The sequence below is a fragment of the Cellulomonas pakistanensis genome, from assembly GCF_016862755.1.
Lineage (GTDB): Bacteria > Actinomycetota > Actinomycetes > Actinomycetales > Cellulomonadaceae > Cellulomonas > Cellulomonas pakistanensis.
This window is the reverse complement of the sequence record NZ_BONO01000010.1, coordinates 111,890-128,461: the sequence shown is the minus strand read 5'-3', so window position 1 is coordinate 128,461 and position 16,572 is coordinate 111,890. Positions and strand designations below refer to the sequence as shown.

The 16,572-nt window shown below is 72.9% G+C and carries 17 protein-coding genes; 10 read left to right on the top strand and 7 right to left on the bottom strand.

Going from position 1 to position 16,572, the window contains the following annotated elements:
* Window positions 1-138: 138 nt before the first annotated feature.
* From Cpa01nite_RS08555 to Cpa01nite_RS08535, 5 genes are read left to right on the top strand one after another with little or no spacing between them, the layout of a single operon-like run.
* Window positions 139-525: a hypothetical protein gene (locus tag Cpa01nite_RS08555; protein WP_203668337.1), complete on the top strand. Its 387-nt coding sequence runs from the start codon at window positions 139-141 to the stop codon at window positions 523-525.
* Window positions 522-1,796 (top strand): S8 family peptidase, encoded by a 1,275-nt coding sequence (locus tag Cpa01nite_RS08550; protein ID WP_203668336.1) that lies wholly within the window; start codon window positions 522-524, stop codon window positions 1,794-1,796. Before Cpa01nite_RS08555 ends, Cpa01nite_RS08550 begins: the two co-directional genes overlap by 4 nt.
* Entirely contained in the window at window positions 1,789-3,279 is a 1,491-nt protein-coding gene (locus Cpa01nite_RS08545; protein WP_203668335.1) for a hypothetical protein, read from the top strand. The genes Cpa01nite_RS08550 and Cpa01nite_RS08545 overlap by 8 nt, the downstream gene beginning before the upstream one ends.
* Window positions 3,280-3,304: 25 nt before the next feature.
* A complete protein-coding gene (locus Cpa01nite_RS08540) occupies window positions 3,305-4,126 on the top strand; it encodes a hypothetical protein (RefSeq protein ID WP_203668334.1) in 822 nt (273 codons plus the stop codon).
* The gene (locus Cpa01nite_RS08535; protein ID WP_203668333.1) at window positions 4,123-4,785 is read left to right on the top strand and encodes a hypothetical protein; all 663 of its coding nucleotides are present in this window, start codon (window positions 4,123-4,125) and stop codon (window positions 4,783-4,785) included. Before Cpa01nite_RS08540 ends, Cpa01nite_RS08535 begins: the two co-directional genes overlap by 4 nt.
* Before the next feature lie 45 nt (window positions 4,786-4,830).
* Here the strand turns inward: Cpa01nite_RS08535 and Cpa01nite_RS08530 are convergent, their stop codons facing one another.
* Together Cpa01nite_RS08530 and Cpa01nite_RS08525 are read right to left on the bottom strand one after the other, a co-directional pair.
* Complete coding sequence (locus Cpa01nite_RS08530; protein ID WP_203668332.1) at window positions 4,831-5,379, bottom strand: hypothetical protein; 549 nt, start codon at window positions 5,377-5,379, stop codon at window positions 4,831-4,833.
* A gap of 134 nt (window positions 5,380-5,513) precedes the next feature.
* Window positions 5,514-6,149, bottom strand: coding sequence for a hypothetical protein (locus Cpa01nite_RS08525; protein WP_203668331.1), 636 nt, complete (start codon window positions 6,147-6,149; stop codon window positions 5,514-5,516).
* 252 nt (window positions 6,150-6,401) lie between these two features.
* Between Cpa01nite_RS08525 and Cpa01nite_RS08520 the strand changes: the two genes are divergently transcribed.
* The 3 genes from Cpa01nite_RS08520 (at window position 6,402) to Cpa01nite_RS08510 (ending at window position 8,399) form a co-directional block, all read left to right on the top strand.
* Entirely contained in the window at window positions 6,402-6,767 is a 366-nt protein-coding gene (locus Cpa01nite_RS08520) for a hypothetical protein (RefSeq protein WP_203668330.1), read from the top strand.
* A gap of 280 nt (window positions 6,768-7,047) precedes the next feature.
* Complete coding sequence (locus Cpa01nite_RS08515; protein ID WP_203668329.1) at window positions 7,048-7,680, top strand: helix-turn-helix domain-containing protein; 633 nt, start codon at window positions 7,048-7,050, stop codon at window positions 7,678-7,680.
* Between the two features lie 17 nt (window positions 7,681-7,697).
* On the top strand, window positions 7,698-8,399 hold the full coding sequence (locus Cpa01nite_RS08510; protein ID WP_203668328.1) for a hypothetical protein: 702 nt from the start codon (window positions 7,698-7,700) through the stop codon (window positions 8,397-8,399).
* A 71-nt stretch (window positions 8,400-8,470) separates the two neighbouring features.
* Here the strand turns inward: Cpa01nite_RS08510 and Cpa01nite_RS08505 are convergent, their stop codons facing one another.
* The 5 genes from Cpa01nite_RS08505 to Cpa01nite_RS08485 form a co-directional block, all read right to left on the bottom strand.
* Window positions 8,471-9,580, bottom strand: coding sequence for a substrate-binding domain-containing protein (locus Cpa01nite_RS08505; protein ID WP_203668327.1), 1,110 nt, complete (start codon window positions 9,578-9,580; stop codon window positions 8,471-8,473).
* Window positions 9,581-9,707: 127 nt separating this feature from the next.
* The gene (gene mmsB / locus Cpa01nite_RS08500) at window positions 9,708-11,003 is read right to left on the bottom strand and encodes a multiple monosaccharide ABC transporter permease (protein ID WP_203668326.1); all 1,296 of its coding nucleotides are present in this window, start codon (window positions 11,001-11,003) and stop codon (window positions 9,708-9,710) included.
* 31 nt (window positions 11,004-11,034) lie between these two features.
* Complete coding sequence (gene mmsA, locus Cpa01nite_RS08495; RefSeq protein ID WP_203668325.1) at window positions 11,035-12,582, bottom strand: multiple monosaccharide ABC transporter ATP-binding protein; 1,548 nt, start codon at window positions 12,580-12,582, stop codon at window positions 11,035-11,037.
* Between the two features lie 266 nt (window positions 12,583-12,848).
* On the bottom strand, window positions 12,849-13,661 hold the full coding sequence (locus Cpa01nite_RS08490; RefSeq protein WP_239068633.1) for an ATP-binding cassette domain-containing protein: 813 nt from the start codon (window positions 13,659-13,661) through the stop codon (window positions 12,849-12,851).
* Window positions 13,662-13,665: 4 nt separating this feature from the next.
* The gene (locus Cpa01nite_RS08485; protein ID WP_203668324.1) at window positions 13,666-14,841 is read right to left on the bottom strand and encodes an ROK family transcriptional regulator; all 1,176 of its coding nucleotides are present in this window, start codon (window positions 14,839-14,841) and stop codon (window positions 13,666-13,668) included.
* 204 nt (window positions 14,842-15,045) lie between these two features.
* On the opposite strand from Cpa01nite_RS08485, the gene Cpa01nite_RS08480 reads away from it, so the two are divergent.
* Together Cpa01nite_RS08480 and Cpa01nite_RS08475 are read left to right on the top strand one after the other, a co-directional pair.
* On the top strand, window positions 15,046-15,897 hold the full coding sequence (locus Cpa01nite_RS08480) for an HAD family hydrolase (protein WP_203668323.1): 852 nt from the start codon (window positions 15,046-15,048) through the stop codon (window positions 15,895-15,897).
* Window positions 15,898-15,904: 7 nt separating this feature from the next.
* Window positions 15,905-16,534 (top strand): hypothetical protein, encoded by a 630-nt coding sequence (locus Cpa01nite_RS08475; RefSeq protein ID WP_203668322.1) that lies wholly within the window; start codon window positions 15,905-15,907, stop codon window positions 16,532-16,534.
* The last annotated feature ends 38 nt before the right edge of the window (window positions 16,535-16,572 follow it).

Genomic DNA, 16,572 nt, shown 5'->3' with positions numbered 1-16,572 from the left:
GACGCCTGAGCGAGCCGGGACCGCACACGCACGACCCGCGCGGTCGCGCCCGCCGTCACCCACGACGGCAGCGGCGCGGCCGCGCGGCCATCGCGTCGCAGGGGGCGACGCGCACAGGACAGCACGCGGAGGACGCACGTGGCGGGGGAGCTCGGCTACCACTACGAGGAGCTGCAGGGGAGCGTCGACCGGCTGCTCGCCATGCACGACGAGGTCACGCAGCTCCGGTCGCGCGTGTCCGCGCGCGCGGGTGACGCCGCACCAGGCTCGTGGCCCGACATCCCGTCCGTGCGGGCGTTCGCCGGGCGGTACCACTCGGCCGTGTCCGACGCCGAGGCTGAACTCACCCGCGTCGAGCAGGAGCTGGAGTCCGCGCGGGTGGCGCTGGCCGAGAGCATCCGCGCGATGCAGAACGTCGACGCCGCCCAGCGGGAGACGCTCGACCGCTTCGTCGCCCAGCTCGACGTGGTCGCGCACGTGTCCCCGGCTCCGGTGCCGAGCTCCACGCACGGGTCGATCTCGTGAATCGTCTGCGGCTCCTCGCGCGGCGGCAGGTGGCGGCGGCACTCGCCCTGGTCCCGCTCGCCGTCCTCGCGCCTGCGCAGGCCGGCGCGGCCAGCGACGCGTCCGACGGCGGGCTCTGGTACTACACGCGCGCCGGGCTGGCGGAGCAGCACCAGCGGTCGACGGGCGAAGGCATCAAGATCGCGGTGCTCGATGCGGAGCTGATCCCCGGCTCTCCGGATCTGGCCGGGACGGACGTCACCGCGAGCGGCCCCGGGTACTGCGCTGCCGCACACGCACGTGACGGCGTCCCCAGTGCGCACGGCGTCCACATGGCGGCCCTGATCGCCGGGACCGGTGCGGGTGTGAACGGCGAGCCCGGCACGCTCGGGGTGGCGCCGGGAGCCGAGGTCGAGGTCTTCGGTGTCGGCAAGCAGGACTCGAACGACGACTGCGCGGTGCCCGAGCTGTCGCGGGCGTTCCAGGACGCCGCGACCAGCGGCGCGGACATCCTCAACGTCTCGGGTGCGTACGACCTGACGGGCGAGGACATGCTCGTGGCCCTGCGCGCGGGCGTCATCGTGGTCGGCGCCGGAGGGAACAACGGTGTCGTCGAAGGACTGCCCGCGAGGTTCAACGGCGCGGTCACCGTCGGCACCCTGGCGCCCGACCTCAGCCTCGCCGAGGGCAGCCCCACCGTCGGCGCCGTCGACGTCGTCGCTCCAGGCGCCCAGATCCGGACCATCGACCCCGGGCTGCAGAGGTACGTCTCGACAACCGGCTCGTCCAACGCGACGGCCTTCACCTCTGCCGCGCTCGCCCTCGCGTGGTCGCGCTACCCCGACGCGACCGCGAACCAGATCCTGCAGTCGCTCATCCGCAACACCGGTGGCACGGAGCACGAGCCGGTGATCGAGCACGAGGCGTGGGGCTACGGCACGGTGAACATCCGCCAGATGCTCGACAGCGACCCTCGCTCGTACCCGGACGTCAACCCGTTCATCGAGGAGAGCGAAACCGCCCTCCCCTCGATCAGCGACGTCCGGGAGGCGCTCGGCGAGCCGGATCCGTCGCCGACACCGACGCCGACGTCCCAGGAGGCGCGGGAGACCGCCGCACCTGAGGCGCGCACCCAGGCCGAGGAGTCCTCGTCGACCCTGCCGGTGGTTCTCGGCGCCGCGGGGGTCGTCGTCGCGGTGGTCGTCGCTCTGCTGCTCCTCCTCCGCCGCCGTCGCGGCGCTCCGCACCCGACCGGCACCGACGACACCACCTCGAGGGGACACGATGGGTGAGTACGCAGCGCAGCTCGGCCGCACGCTGGACGCCGACCTCAGCGCGGTGGTGCTGCAGCACGACACGTTCGGGTCCGCCGGCACCGTCACCGGGGACACCGCCGCGCAGCTGAGCGACGTCTCGGCCGGGCTCGAGTACCTGATGCGCGGCGCGGCGGGCGAGGCGGCGCAGTCCACGCTGTCGTCGCTGTCCGGCGACATCGCCGACCTGTCGGCGCAGCTGGCCACGCTGGCGCGCGCGGCGGAGGAGGCCCGCGGCGCGATCGCGGACGCGCAGGAGAGCTACCACACCCTGCCGCGGGGCACCGTGACGCCGGCCGAGCGCCGGGAGCTGGCCCAGGCGAACCTGGGGACGCCAGCGGGCACGGGGACCGGGCTCACCCCCGAGCTGCTCGCCGCCCAGCGCGAGCGGGTCCGCGAGGAGAAGGCGTCGGCCGCGTTGAGCAGCCTCGAGAGCCGGCTGAGCGCGATCACCGTCGTCGACTCGGGGAACGGCAAGCAGTACGAGATCGACGACAGCCCGACGGGTGGCGCCATGCCGGGCGGGCGGACCCCGTCGACAGCGGGCCCGCGCGGCTACGCCGCCCCGGAGGGCGGTGGCCTGTCCGGGGGCACGGTCGGGGGCTACGACGGCGGAGCCGGCGGGTCGGTGTCGCCCACGTGGCAGCAGCCCGGCGGGAGCGGCAGTGGTGTCGGGGTGATCGGTGGGGGTGGCTCCGGTGCGGGCTCCGGCGGGACCGGCGGCGGGGTCGTCGGCCCCGGCTGGTCGGGCGGCTCGGGCAGCGGCCTCGGCGGCGGGCACGTCCCGGGCAGCGGCGACGGCAGCTCGGCGGACGGCAGCGTCGGCGGGGTCGTGCCCGGCGGGTCCGGATCCGGCGCCGGAGCGGGCGGCGGCGGGCAGCTCGGGGGCGGGTCGGGCGGCGCGGGAAGCAGCGGCGGCATCGGCGGCATCGGGGCCGGAGGCCTCACGGGCGGGCTCGCGATCGGTGGCGGGGCGCTCGGTGGCGCCGCACTCAGCCGGCTCGGCGCCGGCGGTGCGGGTGGCGCCGGCGGGCTCGGCGGCGGTGTGGCCGGCGGCGCGTTCGGCGGCGCCGGAGCGGGCGGTGCCGGGGGCCGCTCGGGCGTGGGTGTCGGCGGCGTCAGCGCCGGTGGCGCCGCGGGCGGGGTCGGCGCGTCCGGCTCGTCGCTCGCGGGCTCCACGTCGGCGCTCGGCCAGGGCGCGCAGGCCGGCGCGTCCGGCGGCGCCGCGTCCGGCGCGCGCTCCGGCGGCGGCATGATGGGCGCCCCCATGGGCGGCGGTGCCGGCGCGGGCGGGTCGAAGGACGCCAGGCGGCGCGGCTCGTCGGGGCTGCTGGCGCCGGAGATCGACGTCGAGGAGGGCGCGGCACGGCCGAACCTCGGCGCGGCGGCCGGGGCCGGCGGGCGGGACTCGCTCCCCGCCCCGCGCCCGGTGGACGCGGTCCAGGACGACGACGCGTGGTGACCCCGGCACCGATGCGCCGGCTCCGGTGAGCGACCGGCCCGATCGTGCGGCACGGTGGACGCGGGTCCGGGAGCTCGCCACGGTCACGGGCCTCGTCGCGTTCGGCGCGCTCCTCGTGGTCAACAGCCGGTCCTCGGGGGTCGTGCTGGGCCTCGGGGTCTGGATCATCGCCGTCGGCGTGCTGCTGCAGATCGGCCGGGTGCTGCGGGACCGTGAGCTCCGCGGGACCGGTCGGCGCGGCCGGATCGCCACCCGCACGCTCGACGGCGAGCCCGCCACCGTGCTGCACGAGAGCCCGGTGCGGCACGTGCTCGGCGCCGCGTTCTCGGCGCTCGCCGCCGCGCCCTTCGTGGCGCTCGTCCTCGGCACGGCACCGTGGCGGGCGGACGCCGACCCCGATCAGGTGATCGGCGTCGTCGTGATCCTGGCTGCCCTGCTCGTGCCGGTCAGCATCGTCGTCAGCAGTCAGCTGCGCCGGGCGCTGCGGGCGGGGGTCTGGCTGACGCCGACCGCCCTGGTGGTGCGCGAACGCGACATCGTCAGCCGTGTGCGGTGGGCGGACATCCGCTGGGTCCCCGACGAGCATGACGCCGCGGCCATGGTGTGGGTCATGGTGTGGGACGGGAGCGCCGTCGGCGTCGTCGCTCGCCGGCGCCAGGACCGGAAGTGGCGGGCGGAGCTGCGCGACATCCCCATCCGGACCGGGATGCTCGCGCTGGGCGCCCCCGAGCTCGTCGCGCTGCTGCGCGCCTGCCAGGAGCCGGCCGTCGCCGCCCGGCTCGGGTCGGACGCCGGGCTGGCGCTGGTGCGCGGCGCGCGCCGGTTCGAGCCGGTGATCGCGCCGTGACCGCTCCCGGCGGGGCGCGCCCCTGGACGGCGTCGGACTGGTCCACGCTGGCCGGGCTGGTAGCGGCTCCGGTGGCGGGGATCTGGCTGATCGTCGCCGGACGCGACCACGTGGTGCTGGTCGTGGCCGGGGCGGTGGTGGTCCTGCTGTGGCTGGCCGTCGTCGGCCTGGCGGTGCGGGTGGTGCGCCGGGACGCCGCGGCGGCGGGCAGGACGACGGCGATCCCGCCGACGGTCGCGGCCTCGCCCGCGCCGTCCCCGGCCCGGGCGGCCAGTCCTGCGCCGGACGATCACGGCGACCCGCGGCTCGCCACCATGCTCGCGATCCGCGCCGCCGCCCTCGACGCCGGGTACGAGGAAGGCGTCGACTTCGTCGTCCAGGGCGTGCCGTCCGGTTACCACCTGGAGCCGCTCGGCGTGCTGTGGAACGGCGACCTGCTCGAGCTCGGGTTCTCCGAGAGGGGCAGCTACCGCCCGCTCGCGCGGGTCGCGACCGGCGAGGAGATGCAGCGGGTGCTGCTGCGAGCGCTGGCTCCGCGGCGGCGGCGAGACCCGGACGAGTCGCTCGACGACATCGACGCGCGGTGGAGGCGCGGCACCAGGACCCGGATGCGGCTGGAGGCCGACCCGACGGCGGTCGGAGTCCCGGAGGACCTGTAGCCGTCGCGGCCTCGGGCCTCCGGCCTCCGAACCCCGGACCGCCGGCTACCGGCCCGCGATCTGTGACACGACGGTCGTCGGGTCCGTGTCGAGCGTGGCCGCCAGGTAGACCCGCCGTCGCGCGCCGGGCCGGCGGAGCACGAGGCGGTCACCGACCATCCGTGACGGCTCGATGTCGGCGGTCGTGCCCGCGATCGGCCAGGAGGCCGCGGGGGAGCCGCCCAGGGCGGGGCCGGCGGACGGCACCGGCTCGAACCGGATCTCGTCCGGGGTGATCGCGAACGCCACCGCACCGAGTGCGACGGGCGGCCGGCGGAGCAGGCGCCGACCCCACACCGCCAGGGCGGCCGGCACCGCGAGGAGCCCGAGGAGCGCGAGACCGCGTGGCTCGAACCCCTCGACCGCGGTGACCGCGACCCAGGGGACGAGCACGAGGGCGCCGAGCAGCGCCGCCAGGGCCAGAGCGGCGCGACCGCGGCGCCGGCGTGCGCCGGCCACCCGGCGCTGGTGCTCCCGCCGGGCGTCCGGGCGGAAGCGGACCACGAGCGGCTCGGCACGACGGGCCGTCTGGTGATGCTCCGGGGTGCCTGGCACGCCGCCATCGTAGGGAGTGCCGCGGGGACGGCCGGTCGCCGGACCGTCGCGCCGACCCGACCGGACGCCGGGCACCGGACCGGGCTGGGAGGACGACCCGTGCCCGGGCGCGAGGTGGGGCCGCGCCTGCGGGGTCAGCCCTCCGCCACTCCGCGGTCCACGAGCGTGAACACGCTAGCCGGGCTCGACGGGTCCGGCTCGAGCGCGAGCCCGCCCTCCTGGTCCGCCACGACGACGCCCGCGGCGGACGAGATGTTGACCTGGTCCGGCTGGTCGAGCGTCGCGACGTCGAGCTGCTGGTCCGGGGCGGCCGGGTCGCACGTCGCGACGCTCACGACGTCGTCGCCCGGCAGGCTCAGGCAGGACGGCTGCCCGTCGGTGGTGGCCGTGGTGCGTACCTGGAAGGTCGCGCCGTTCGGCTCGATGACCCACGTGGTGGGGACGCCGCCGGCCTCCGCCGGGTCGGCGACGGTCGTGACGCCGCCCTCGACGGTCGTCGTGACCCACTCGCCGCCGTAGGTCTGGATGTCGACCTGGTTCGTGCCCGCGAGCAGGTCCACCGGGGCGGCGGTCGTCGCGCCGTCGGAGTCGTCGGTCCCGGCGTCCTCCGGCGTCGTCGGGTCGGGCGCGGGCGCCGCGGTGGCGCTGTTCTCGGCCTCCAGCGTGTCGCCGGTGCACGCCGACGTCCCGACGACGAGGGCGCCGGCCGCGAGGGCGTAGGCGATCCGGCGCGGGTCGCGGGCACGGCGGCGGGTGGGGGTCGTGGTCACGGGTCCTCCTGCGGGTCGGCCCGACCGCTGCTCGATCGGTGGTAGCCGTGAGGGGCGCTCGCGCGCCCCTCACCTCGAACGTAACGAGACGGGGCACGGGTGCAACCGGGCTGCGACCGGCCCAGCGGCCACCCGGGGGCGCGCGGTTGCCGACCGCCGCGGCACGCCGGAGGCTGGAGGGACCGGCGCAGCCGCGCCGGTCGACCCCGGGGCGGCAACGCACGCCGGGCGCAGCGACGCGAAGGAGCGAGCATGAGCATCCCGACCAGCGACCAGGGCCCCATCGCCTCCGCCCAGGAGGGAATGCGCGTCGTCGACGCGTCCGGCGACGAGGTCGGCACCGTCCGGGAGGTCTCCTTCGGCGACCCCGGCGCCGTGACGTCCGAGGGCCAGCGGACCGGCGGCACCGGCGGGTTCCTCGCGGACGCCGCGCGCAGCCTCGTCGGCCCGGACGACCTGTCGCCGTCCGACCAGGAGCGGCTCGCGCGCCTCGGGTACGTCCGGATCGACGCCAAGGGCCTGTTCAAAAGCGACCGGTTCGCGGCGGGCGACCAGGTCGCCGCCGTGGAGGGCGACGTCGTGCAGCTGTCGGTGGCGAAGGAGCAGCTGGTCGGCTGACGACGCAGCCCGATCGGCCCTACCGGCGTCGCGCGCCGGAGGCTTCGGGCGGAGGGCCGCAGATCTACCGAGTAGCGATCATCGCGGCGGCGTTGTCGTTGATCGTCGGGGGAACTCTCATCGCCCGTGCGGCCGGGTGCACGAATCCGAGAGGGTGGTCGACGACGACCGCAGCTGTGACACATCTCCCGTTCTGGTGGCTCCCGCGTCAAGAGCGGCGGGTCGCACCGGGATGCACAAGCATTGCCACATCTCTTCCGTCTCCGGTAGACATGTGGGCATGGAGGTGTCCGTCCGCGAGGCAGCCGACGCCATGGGCGTCAGCGACCGCCGCGTGCGTCAGCTCATCGCCGCGGGGCGGATCCGCGCGCGCCGTGTCGGATCGCAGTGGCTCGTCGACGGCGCCTCGCTCCCGGGAGCTCCACGCCGCAGCCGCCCGCTGAGCCCGGCCGAGGCCTGGCTCCTGCTCGCCGTCGACCAGGCGCCGACCGGCCGCCCCGGGCGGTGGCGCGAGCGGCGCGCCCGACTCGAGCGCGACCCGGACCCGGCGTCGCTCCTCGCCTCCTGGGCCGCGGCGCGCGGGGACCGGCTGCTGTTCGCTGCCCGCGAGCCGCGCGGCCTGCTCGCGGATCCGGCCGTCGTCCGGTCCGGCGTCTCCGACCCGCGGTCCGGCATCAGCGCCGTCGACCTCGCCGAGGCGTACGTCCGCCACGACGACCTCGAGGCGGTCCGGCGGCGGCATCTCCTGCGCCCCGCGGTCGGGCGGCCCGACGTCGTCCTGCACGTCGTCGCGGAGCTGCCCGCCGACCCGGTCCCGCCGCTGGTGCTGGCCGCCGACCTCGCCGAGCACGACGGCCCGCGGGAGCTCGCCCGCGCGGGCGAGCTGATCGCCCAGGCGGTGCGCGCGGCGTGACGATCGCGCTGCCGCCCATGACCGACGCCCAGTCGGCCGGGTGGCTCGCGCTCCTCGAGGTCCACGAGCGGCTGCCCGACCACTGGACGCTCGTCGGCGGGCAGATGGTGCACCTGCACTGCGCCGAGCGGGGCGCCGCCCCGCAGCGGCCGACCGACGACCTCGACGCGGTCCTCGACGTCCGCGCCGACGGCCGGATCCTGCACCGGTTCACCAGCGCGCTCGTCGCGCTCGGGTTCACCCCGGCGGGGACGAGCCCGGCCGGGCACCAGCACCGCTGGACGCGAGGCGGCGCCCAGATCGACGTGCTCATCCCGCGCCACGTCGGCGAACGCGCGGCCACGCGTCGCGGCGCGCACGGCGGGACGACGCTGGGGACGCCGGCGGCGCAGCAGGCGCTCGACCGGAGCGCCGCGGTCGAGGTGGCGGTGGCCGGCGTCGTCGGGCGAGTGCGGCGGCCGAGCCTGCTCGGCGCCCTCGTCGCCAAGGCTGCTGAGCACACCGTCGTGCTCGACCCGGCCCGCGGGCGGCACCGGGCCGACTTCGCCGTCCTGACGACGCTGATCGCGCCGTCCGACCGGATCGAGGAGGCGGGGCCGCGGGACCGCCGCTACCTGCGGGGCATGCTGGCCGCGCTCGCGGAGGACCGCCGGACCGTGCTGCGGGTCGACGGCGCCCCGGGCGGCGTGAAGACGCTGCGGGAGATCCTCGGCGCGTGACGCGCGAAGGGGCGGACCCGCACCCGGGCCCGCCCCTCGCGCCGTACCGCCCTACCGACCCCCGGACGCCGTCACTCCTGCGTCAGCGGGAACAGCGTCTCGTCGTCCGCGTACACCTCGGCGGCGTTCTCCTGCGTGACGATCAGCGGCGTCAGCAGGAACGACGGCACGACCTTGACCCCGTTGTCGTAGGACTCGGTGTCGTTGATCTCCGGCTCCTCGCCCTTCTGCAGCGCCTGGATCTCCTTGATCGTCTGCGCGACGAGCTCGCGGGTGTCCTTGTAGATCGTCGAGTACTGCTCGCCGGCGACGATCGACTTCACCGACTCGACCTCGGAGTCCTGGCCGGTGACGACCGGGGTGTCCTTGCCGGCCTGCGCCACCGACGTGAGCGCCGCGCGGCCGAGGGTGTCGTTCGGCGACAGGACGCCGTGCAGCTCGGCCGAGCCGTACGACCCGGACAGGATCGTGTCCATGCGCCGCTGCGCGTTCTCGGCCTTCCAGCCCTGCGTCGCGACCTGCTCGAACGACGTCTGGCCGGAGACGACCACGAGGGTCCCGTCGTCGATCTTCGGCTGCAGGACGCTCATCGCGCCCTCGAAGAACGGCGTCGAGTTGGCGTCGTCCGGCGACCCGGCGATCAGCTCGATGTTGTACGGGCCCTCGCCCTTGCGCTCCGCGAGCCCCTGCAGCAGCGCCTCGCCCTGCAGGACGCCGACCTGGAAGTTGTCGAACGCCACGTACATGTCGACGGCGTCGGTGTTCTTCACCAGCCGGTCGTAGGCGATGACGGACGCGCCGGAGTCGGCCGCCGCCTCGAGCTGGGAGCCCAGCTGCGAGCCGTCGATGGCGCCGACGACGATGACGCTGGCGCCCTGCTCGGTCATGGCCTGGATCTGGTTCTGCTGCTCGGTGACGCCGCTGTTCGCGAACTGCACGATCGGGTTGAACCCCGCCTCGGTCAGCCCGTCGACGAACAGCTGCTCGGCGAGCACCCAGTTCTCCGACGTCTTCTGCGGGAGTGCGACGCCGATGGTGGCGTCGGCCGCGAAGCCGCCGCCGCTCTCGGACGTCCCCGCGGTCTCCTCCGTGGACGATCCGCCACGCTCGGACGAGCAGCCGGACAGGAGCAGCGCTCCGGCGGCCCCGGCGGCGACCAGCGCCGCAGTCAGCTTCTTCATGGGTGGTGTCACTCTTCCTCGGTCGGGCACCCGCCGTTGGGTGCGGTCGAGCGTCGTGCCGGGGGTCGGCACGAGGGAGTACAGGTGCGGGGTGGGCGGCCGCGGCCCGCGGCCCGCGGGCCGCGAGTCAGCTCCGCGCGAGCGTCTCGCCCTGCGTCACCGGCGCGGCGCCGGTGCCCGCGTTGCTGTCGTCGGACCCCGGTCCCTCGGGTCGCCCGCGCCGCGCGCCCTTCATCAGCAGCCCGACGATCGACGGGCGGCCCTGGACCTTGTTGTAGACGTCGAACGCCACGGCGGCGAGCAGCACCAGGCCCTTGATCATCTGGGTGCTGTCGGAGCCGACGCCCATGAGCTGCAGGCCGTTGTTCAGCACGGCCATCACCAGGCCGCCGATGAGCGACCCGACGACGGTGCCGACGCCGCCCGACACCGCCGCGCCGCCGATGAACACCGCGGCGATCGCGTCGAGCTCCCAGTTGGTGCCGTCGAACGGGCCGGAGGCGGTGGACCGCCCGATGAACACGATGCCCGCCAGCGCGGCCAGCACCGACATGTTCATCATGACGAAGAAGTTGGTCCGCCGGATGTTGACGCCGGACAGCGCCGCCGCGACCTTGTTGCCGCCCACCGCGTACACGTGCCGGCCGGTGATCGTGCGGCTCGCGATGAAGCCGTAGAGCAGGACGAGCACGCCGAGAATCACGCCTGACACCGGGAACGACGTCCCGACGCGGCCGCTGCCGAACAGCCAGGTGGCGTACGCGATGACCGCGCCCAGCGCGCCGACCCGGACGATCGACACCCACAGCTCGACGGGCGTGCCGCCGAGCTTGCGGGCCGAGCGCCGGCGGCGCAGCTCGCCGTAGACGACGCCGGCGATCGCGAGGATGCCGAGCAGCAGCGTCCAGTTGTTCAGCCCGGTGTTCGGGCCCCACTCGGGCAGGTAGCCGGCGCCGAGCGTCTGGATCTCCTCGGGCACGGGGACGGTGTTCGACTTGCCGATGTACTGGTTGGCGCCGCGGAAGAACATCATCCCGGCGAGCGTGGTGATGAACCCGGGGATGCCGACGTACGCGACCCAGAACCCCTGCCAGGCGCCGATCACCGCGCCGACCGCGAGGCCGAGCAGGATGCCCGCCCACCAGGGGATGCCCCAGTCGCGGATCGCCAGCGCCACGATGATGCCGACCACGGCCGCCACCGACCCCACGGACAGGTCGATGTGCCCGGCGATGATCACCAGCACCATGCCGATCGCCAGGATCAGCACGTACGAGTTCCCGTTGATGATGTTCTGCGCGTTCGTCGGGGTCAGCACCTTCCCGCCGGTGGCGATCTGGAAGATGATCACCAGCGCGATCAGCGCGAACACCATGCCGAACTGGCGGGCTCCGCCGCCGAACAGCTGCTTGAGTGACGTCATCGTCGTCGGTCGTCCTTCGCTGGGGGCTGGGCTAGTTCGTGAGCGCGGGGGCGGTGCCGGTCATCAGCCGCATGAGGGCCTCCTGGTCGGCGTGCTCGCGGTCGAGGACGCCGGTGATCCGGCCCTCGAAGATCGTGTAGATCCGGTCGCACAGGCCGAGCAGCTCGGGCAGCTCGGAGGAGATGACGACGACGCCCTTGCCCGCGTCGGCCAGGCGCTGCACGAGGCCGTAGATCTCGTACTTCGCGCCGACGTCCACGCCGCGGGTGGGCTCGTCGAGGATCAGCAGGTCCGGCTCCGGGAACATCCACTTCCCGATGAGCACCTTCTGCTGGTTGCCGCCGGACAGCTTGACGACGCCCTGGCGCACCGACGGCGTCCGGATGTTCAGCGACTTCCGGTAGTGCTCGGACGCGAGGAACGCCGTGTCGGTGTCGAGCACCCGGCGCTTCGTGATCCGCTTGAGGTCCGCCGACACGATGGTGTCCAGGATGCTGTCCAGCAGGTTGAGGCCCTGGACCTTGCGGTCCTCGGGGACGTAGGCGATGCCGTGGTCGATGGCCTGCTGGACCGTGTGCAGCTCGACCGGCTGGCCGTCGATGAGGATCTGCCCGCCGCGGTACCGCCCGTACGACCGGCCGAACAGCGACCGGGCCAGCTCGGTGCGGCCGGCGCCCATGATCCCGGCGAAGCCGACGATCTCGCCGTGCCGGACCTCGAACGACGACCCCTTGCACACCATCCGGTCGGCGACCTGCGGGTGCTCGACCCACCAGTCCCGGACCTCGAAGAACGTCTCGCCGATCTGCGGGGTGTGGTCGGGGAACCGGTGGTCGAGCGACCGGCCGACCATGCCGCGGATGATCCGGTCCTCGTCGACCTCGCCCGCCGCGGCGTCCAGCGTCTCGACGGTCTTCCCGTCGCGGATGATCGTGATCGAGTCGGCGATGGCGGCGATCTCGTTGAGCTTGTGGCTGATCATGATGCTGGTCAGGCCCTTGGACCGGAGGTCGCGCAGCAGGTCGAGCAGGTGCGCGGAGTCCTCCTCGTTCAGGGCCGACGTGGGCTCGTCGAGGATGAGCAGCCGGACGTCCTTCGACAGGGCCCGGGCGATCTCGACGAGCTGCTGCTGGCCGACGCCGATGTCCTTCACCTGCTCGTCGGGGGAGACGGCCAGGTCCACGCGGGCGAGCAGCTCGGCGGCCTTCACGCGGGTGGCGTCCCAGTCGATGCCGAGCGGCCCGGACACCTCGTTGCCGAGGAAGATGTTCTCCGCGATCGACAGCTCGGGGATGAGCGCCAGCTCCTGGTGGATGATCACGATCCCGGCGCGCTCCGAGGACTTGATGTCCTTGAACCGCACCTCCTCGCCCCGGTAGACGATCTCGCCGTCGTACGTGCCGTGCGGGTAGACGCCCGAGAGGATCTTCATCAGCGTCGACTTGCCGGCGCCGTTCTCGCCGCAGATCGCGTGGATCTCGCCCTCGCGCACGGCCATCCGGACCTGGTCCAGCGCCTTGACGCCGGGGAAGGTCTTGGTGATCGACCTCATGTCGAGGACGACGGGGGTGTCCGTCATGCGGGTGCCCTGCTCTCGGTGTGCTGCGCTGCACGGCCGGCGTCGGTGCCGGTCTTGTCGAGCTCGCGTCGGACGCTAGGACCGCCGCGGGTTTCGCGTCAACCTCTGAAGGCAATCTGCGCCGTGGGTGATGCCGAACCGTGACCGGATGCGGGTCGGGTGGTCGGGATCGGGGCGAATCGGACGGGGTGTGCGGGGTGCCGTCGGCGCATCGGCGGCATTGCCCACAACTTCTGAAGGCAAACGCGGGCGGCGGCGTGGGTCGGTCAGCGCGTGGCCCACGCCGGGCGGATGGGCCGTGTGGCCCCGGCGATGGCGCCGATGATCTCCTCCGGCGCGGCCGTGCCAGCGTCGAACGACCCGTTGTTGCGCCCGTGCCGGAGCACCTCGATCCGGTCGGCGACGGCGCGCAGGTCGGCGAGGTTGTGGCTGATGATCACGACGCCGAGCCCCATCTCGCGGAGCCGCTCGACGAGCATGAGCACTTCGGCCGTCTGCACGACGGACAGCGCGGCGGTGGGCTCGTCGAGCACGAGGATCCGCGGCCGGGTCGTGAGCGTGCGGGCGATCGCGACGGCCTGCCGCTGCCCGCCGGACAGCTCGCGCACCGGCGTCCGCACCGACGGCACGGTGACCGTGAGGTCGCGGAGGATCTGCGCGGACGCCAGCTCCATGCCGTCGATGTCCATCGGGCTGTGCTTGGACGCGCGCAGCTCGCGGCCGAGGAAGATGTTCGCCGCGACGCTGAGGTTCTCGCACAGCGCGAGGTCCTGGAACACGGTGGAGATGCCGAGCACGTGGGCGCCGGCGGGGTTCGGGATGGCGACGGGCTCGCCGTCGATCTCGATCGTGCCGCTGTCGGGCTGGATCACGCCGGAGACGATCTTGGCGAGCGTCGACTTGCCGGCGCCGTTGTCGCCGACGAGCGCGACGACCTCGTGGGCGTGCACGCGCAGGTCGACCTCGGTCAGCGCCTCGACGGCGCCGAACCGCTTGGTGACGCGCCGGAGGTCGAGCAGCGGACCGTTGTCGGCGCGCGGCCGGTCCTGGGTCGTCGTCCACTCCACGTCGAGTGCCACGGTCTCAGTCTCCGTCGGGGCTGGTGCGGGTGGGGAGGGTGCCGCGGGTGTTTTCCAGCGCGAGCAGGACGGCGCCCATCGCCTCCGCGTTCGGGCCGAGCTCCGCGGCGACGACCTCGAGCGGGGCGATGTGGTTGAGCGGCACCCGGCGGCGGATCGCCTCGCGCATGGGGCCGATGAGCAGCTCGCCGGTCTCGGCGAGCTCGCCGCCGACGACCACGCACTGCGGGTTCACGGCGATGGCCAGCCCGGCGACGACCGCGCCGATGGTGGCGCCGGCGTCCTCGACGACCTGGCGGCAGCCCGGGTCGCCGTCGTTGGCGAGGGCGACGATGTCTCTCAGTGTGAGGCTGCCTCGGCTTGCCCTGAGAACTTCGATGAGCGCGGGCGCGCCGACGACGGTGTTGAGGCAGCCGCGGCTCCCGCAGAGGCAGACGTGGCCCTGGGCGTCGACCTGGACGTGGCCGATCTCGCCGGCGGTGCCGGCGAAGCCGCGGTGCAGGTTCCTGTGCAGGGCGATGCCGGCGCCGGTGCCGTGGGACGCGCGGACGTAGACGGAGTCCTGGAAGTGCCGGCTCGCGCCCAGGCGGCTCTCGGCGAGGGCGCCGAGGTTGGCGTCGTTGTCGACGAACACCGGGACGCCGAGCCGCTTCGACATCACCTGGGCGACCGGGGCGTCGTCCCAGCCGCGGAGGATGCCGGGGACCGAGACGGTGCCGGTTGCGGCGTCCACCGGTGCGGGGAGGCCGATGCCGATGCCGAGGAGCTCGTCGAGGCCGGAGCCGACGCGCTCGAGGAGCTCGACCAGGAGGAGGGCGGCGCGGTCGAGGCTCGTGTCGGCGCGGTGCTCGTGGGGGAGGGGGAGGGCCTGCTCGACGAGGACCTGGTGGGCGGAGTCGGTGAGCGTGATGCTCATGTGCCGCGTGCCGACGTGGACGCCGGCCGCGAGGCCCGTGCGGTGGACCATCGCGACGAGCATGGCGCGGCGGCCGTTGTGGATCGTGGCTCTGACGTCGACCTCGCCGGCCTGCTGGAGCTCGCGGACGATGTTGGAGACGGTGGCGGCTGACAGCCCGGTTGTCGCGGCCAGTTCGACCTGGGTGAGGCCGCCGTAGCGGCGGATGGTGTCGACGACGGTGGCGCGGTTGGCCTCGCGCAGGGCGGTCTGGGAGCCGGCCATCTGGTTGGGGCCTCCCGTCCTGCGTGCGCCGTTGCGGTGTGGCTGGCGGACGTTGAGCCGTCCGCGCTGAGACGTCGATCATGCCCCAAAGCGCTGGTAGGGGACCGATGGTCACACCCCGTTGGCGCCCAGTGAAGCATGCCCGAACTCCAATGGAGGTGGAGGTGTCGCCGAGATGTCAGTGTCGGGCCGTAGGTTGTCCCCATGGGTGCGAAGAAGAGTGTTCTAGTGACAGACCTAGATAACACGACTTGGGACTGGTTCGAAGCATGGTTCCGCTCCTTCTCCGCCATGCTAGAGAAACTGTCGAATGATAGCGGAGTACCTCGGTCGCAGCTCGAAGCGGAGATTAGGCCGATCCATCAATTGCGAGGTACAACCGAATACTCGAACCTGCTCAATGAGATACCGTCGCTCCGGGCTGCTGTTCTCCCGCGCGAGCCGGCCGAAGTATTCGACGAGGCTCTCCACGCGCTGCACTCGGAGCGTAGGCGAGCGACGCGGCTCTATCCGAGGGTTCTTGAGACACTCAATCGACTAAAGTCCGAAGGCGTTACCGTCATCGCTTACACCGAGTCGGTTGCATATTGGACCGAGTGGCGAATCAAACATACGGGCCTGGACGGCGTAATTGACATCCTGTACTCGGCGCCCGATCACGACTTGCCGCGCGGGGTCGGCGTCGAGAGCCTGCGGCAACGAGACCCGAGTTCGTACGGGCTCAGGCAGACAGAACACCGGCATGTGGGAAAGGGAGAGTGGAAGCCAAACCCTGAGATCCTGCGAGCGATCCTTCGCGACTGCGGAAAAGCGGCCGAGGACGCGGTGTACATCGGAGACAGTCTGATTAAAGACGTCTCCATGGCACAGTCGGTCGGAGTGCTTGACGCGCACGCCGAGTATGGTCAAGTCCAACACCGAGACGAGTACAATCTACTTCGACGCGTGTCGCACTGGACGGACGCAGACGTGGAGCGCGAGCGAGCGCTGCCGTCCGGAGTGATCGTTCCGACTGTATCGTGCACGTCGTTCGAAAGGGTTCTCGACCTATTTTAAGGTGATCATGTTTGCGCGCAAGAGCAAGTTCAGTCAGACTGATCAAGTCAGCCTCTACGTCGAGATGTGGAAGCAATCCGTCGAAGTTCAGAAACACTTCAATGAGATCGAATGGAGGATCCGTGGACTTGCGCTGACAGTTGCGACCTTCGCTCTCGGGGCTGCTGGGTGGACGGCCAGAGACGGTGCGACTGTCGGACCGTTCAGCCTCGGCGCATTGGTGGTGGTGTTGGGACTTTTGCTCTGGTACGCGTTCTACTTTGTCGATCGAGCGTGGTACCACCCACTCCTGAAGGCGGCAGTGAAGCATGGTGAGGCTCTTGAACAAGAAATCATGAGGTCGCTCCCGGTTGCCGGAATGACTCAGGCAATCACTGCAGGAAGCCCCTACGAGCCTTCGCGGGTCGTCGCTATTCTGAGCGGTAAGCGCACGGGGCCGATGCACTCAGAGGACAAGTTGGTCTGGTTCTATAAGGTAGGTGCGGCCGCCCTAGTTGTTGCTGCGATCGCTTTGCAGTCGGCGACGTCCTTTGCCTTCGCGAGCACGGGGCCGGAGGAGCTGGTGGTGCGCGTAGAGCACGACACGTCTCAGCGAAGCCACGGCGCTCCCGCCGGGAGCGCAGCGCGAGCGCGCTGACCACCGCATCGCGACTAACGCGATCGAGGTCCACTTTC

Coding starts and splice junctions, on each gene's coding strand:
- Cpa01nite_RS08545 (WP_203668335.1), top strand. CDS start 1,789: ATGGGTGAGTACGCAGCGCAGCTCGGCCGCACGCTGGACGCCGACCTC.
- Cpa01nite_RS08515 (WP_203668329.1), top strand. CDS start 7,048: ATGGAGGTGTCCGTCCGCGAGGCAGCCGACGCCATGGGCGTCAGCGAC.
- Cpa01nite_RS08475 (WP_203668322.1), top strand. CDS start 15,905: ATGTTTGCGCGCAAGAGCAAGTTCAGTCAGACTGATCAAGTCAGCCTC.
- Cpa01nite_RS08485 (WP_203668324.1), bottom strand. CDS start 14,841: ATGGCCGGCTCCCAGACCGCCCTGCGCGAGGCCAACCGCGCCACCGTC.
- Cpa01nite_RS08480 (WP_203668323.1), top strand. CDS start 15,046: ATGGGTGCGAAGAAGAGTGTTCTAGTGACAGACCTAGATAACACGACT.
- Cpa01nite_RS08520 (WP_203668330.1), top strand. CDS start 6,402: ATGAGCATCCCGACCAGCGACCAGGGCCCCATCGCCTCCGCCCAGGAG.
- mmsB (WP_203668326.1), bottom strand. CDS start 11,003: ATGACGTCACTCAAGCAGCTGTTCGGCGGCGGAGCCCGCCAGTTCGGC.
- Cpa01nite_RS08505 (WP_203668327.1), bottom strand. CDS start 9,580: ATGAAGAAGCTGACTGCGGCGCTGGTCGCCGCCGGGGCCGCCGGAGCG.
- Cpa01nite_RS08510 (WP_203668328.1), top strand. CDS start 7,698: ATGACCGACGCCCAGTCGGCCGGGTGGCTCGCGCTCCTCGAGGTCCAC.
- mmsA (WP_203668325.1), bottom strand. CDS start 12,582: ATGACGGACACCCCCGTCGTCCTCGACATGAGGTCGATCACCAAGACC.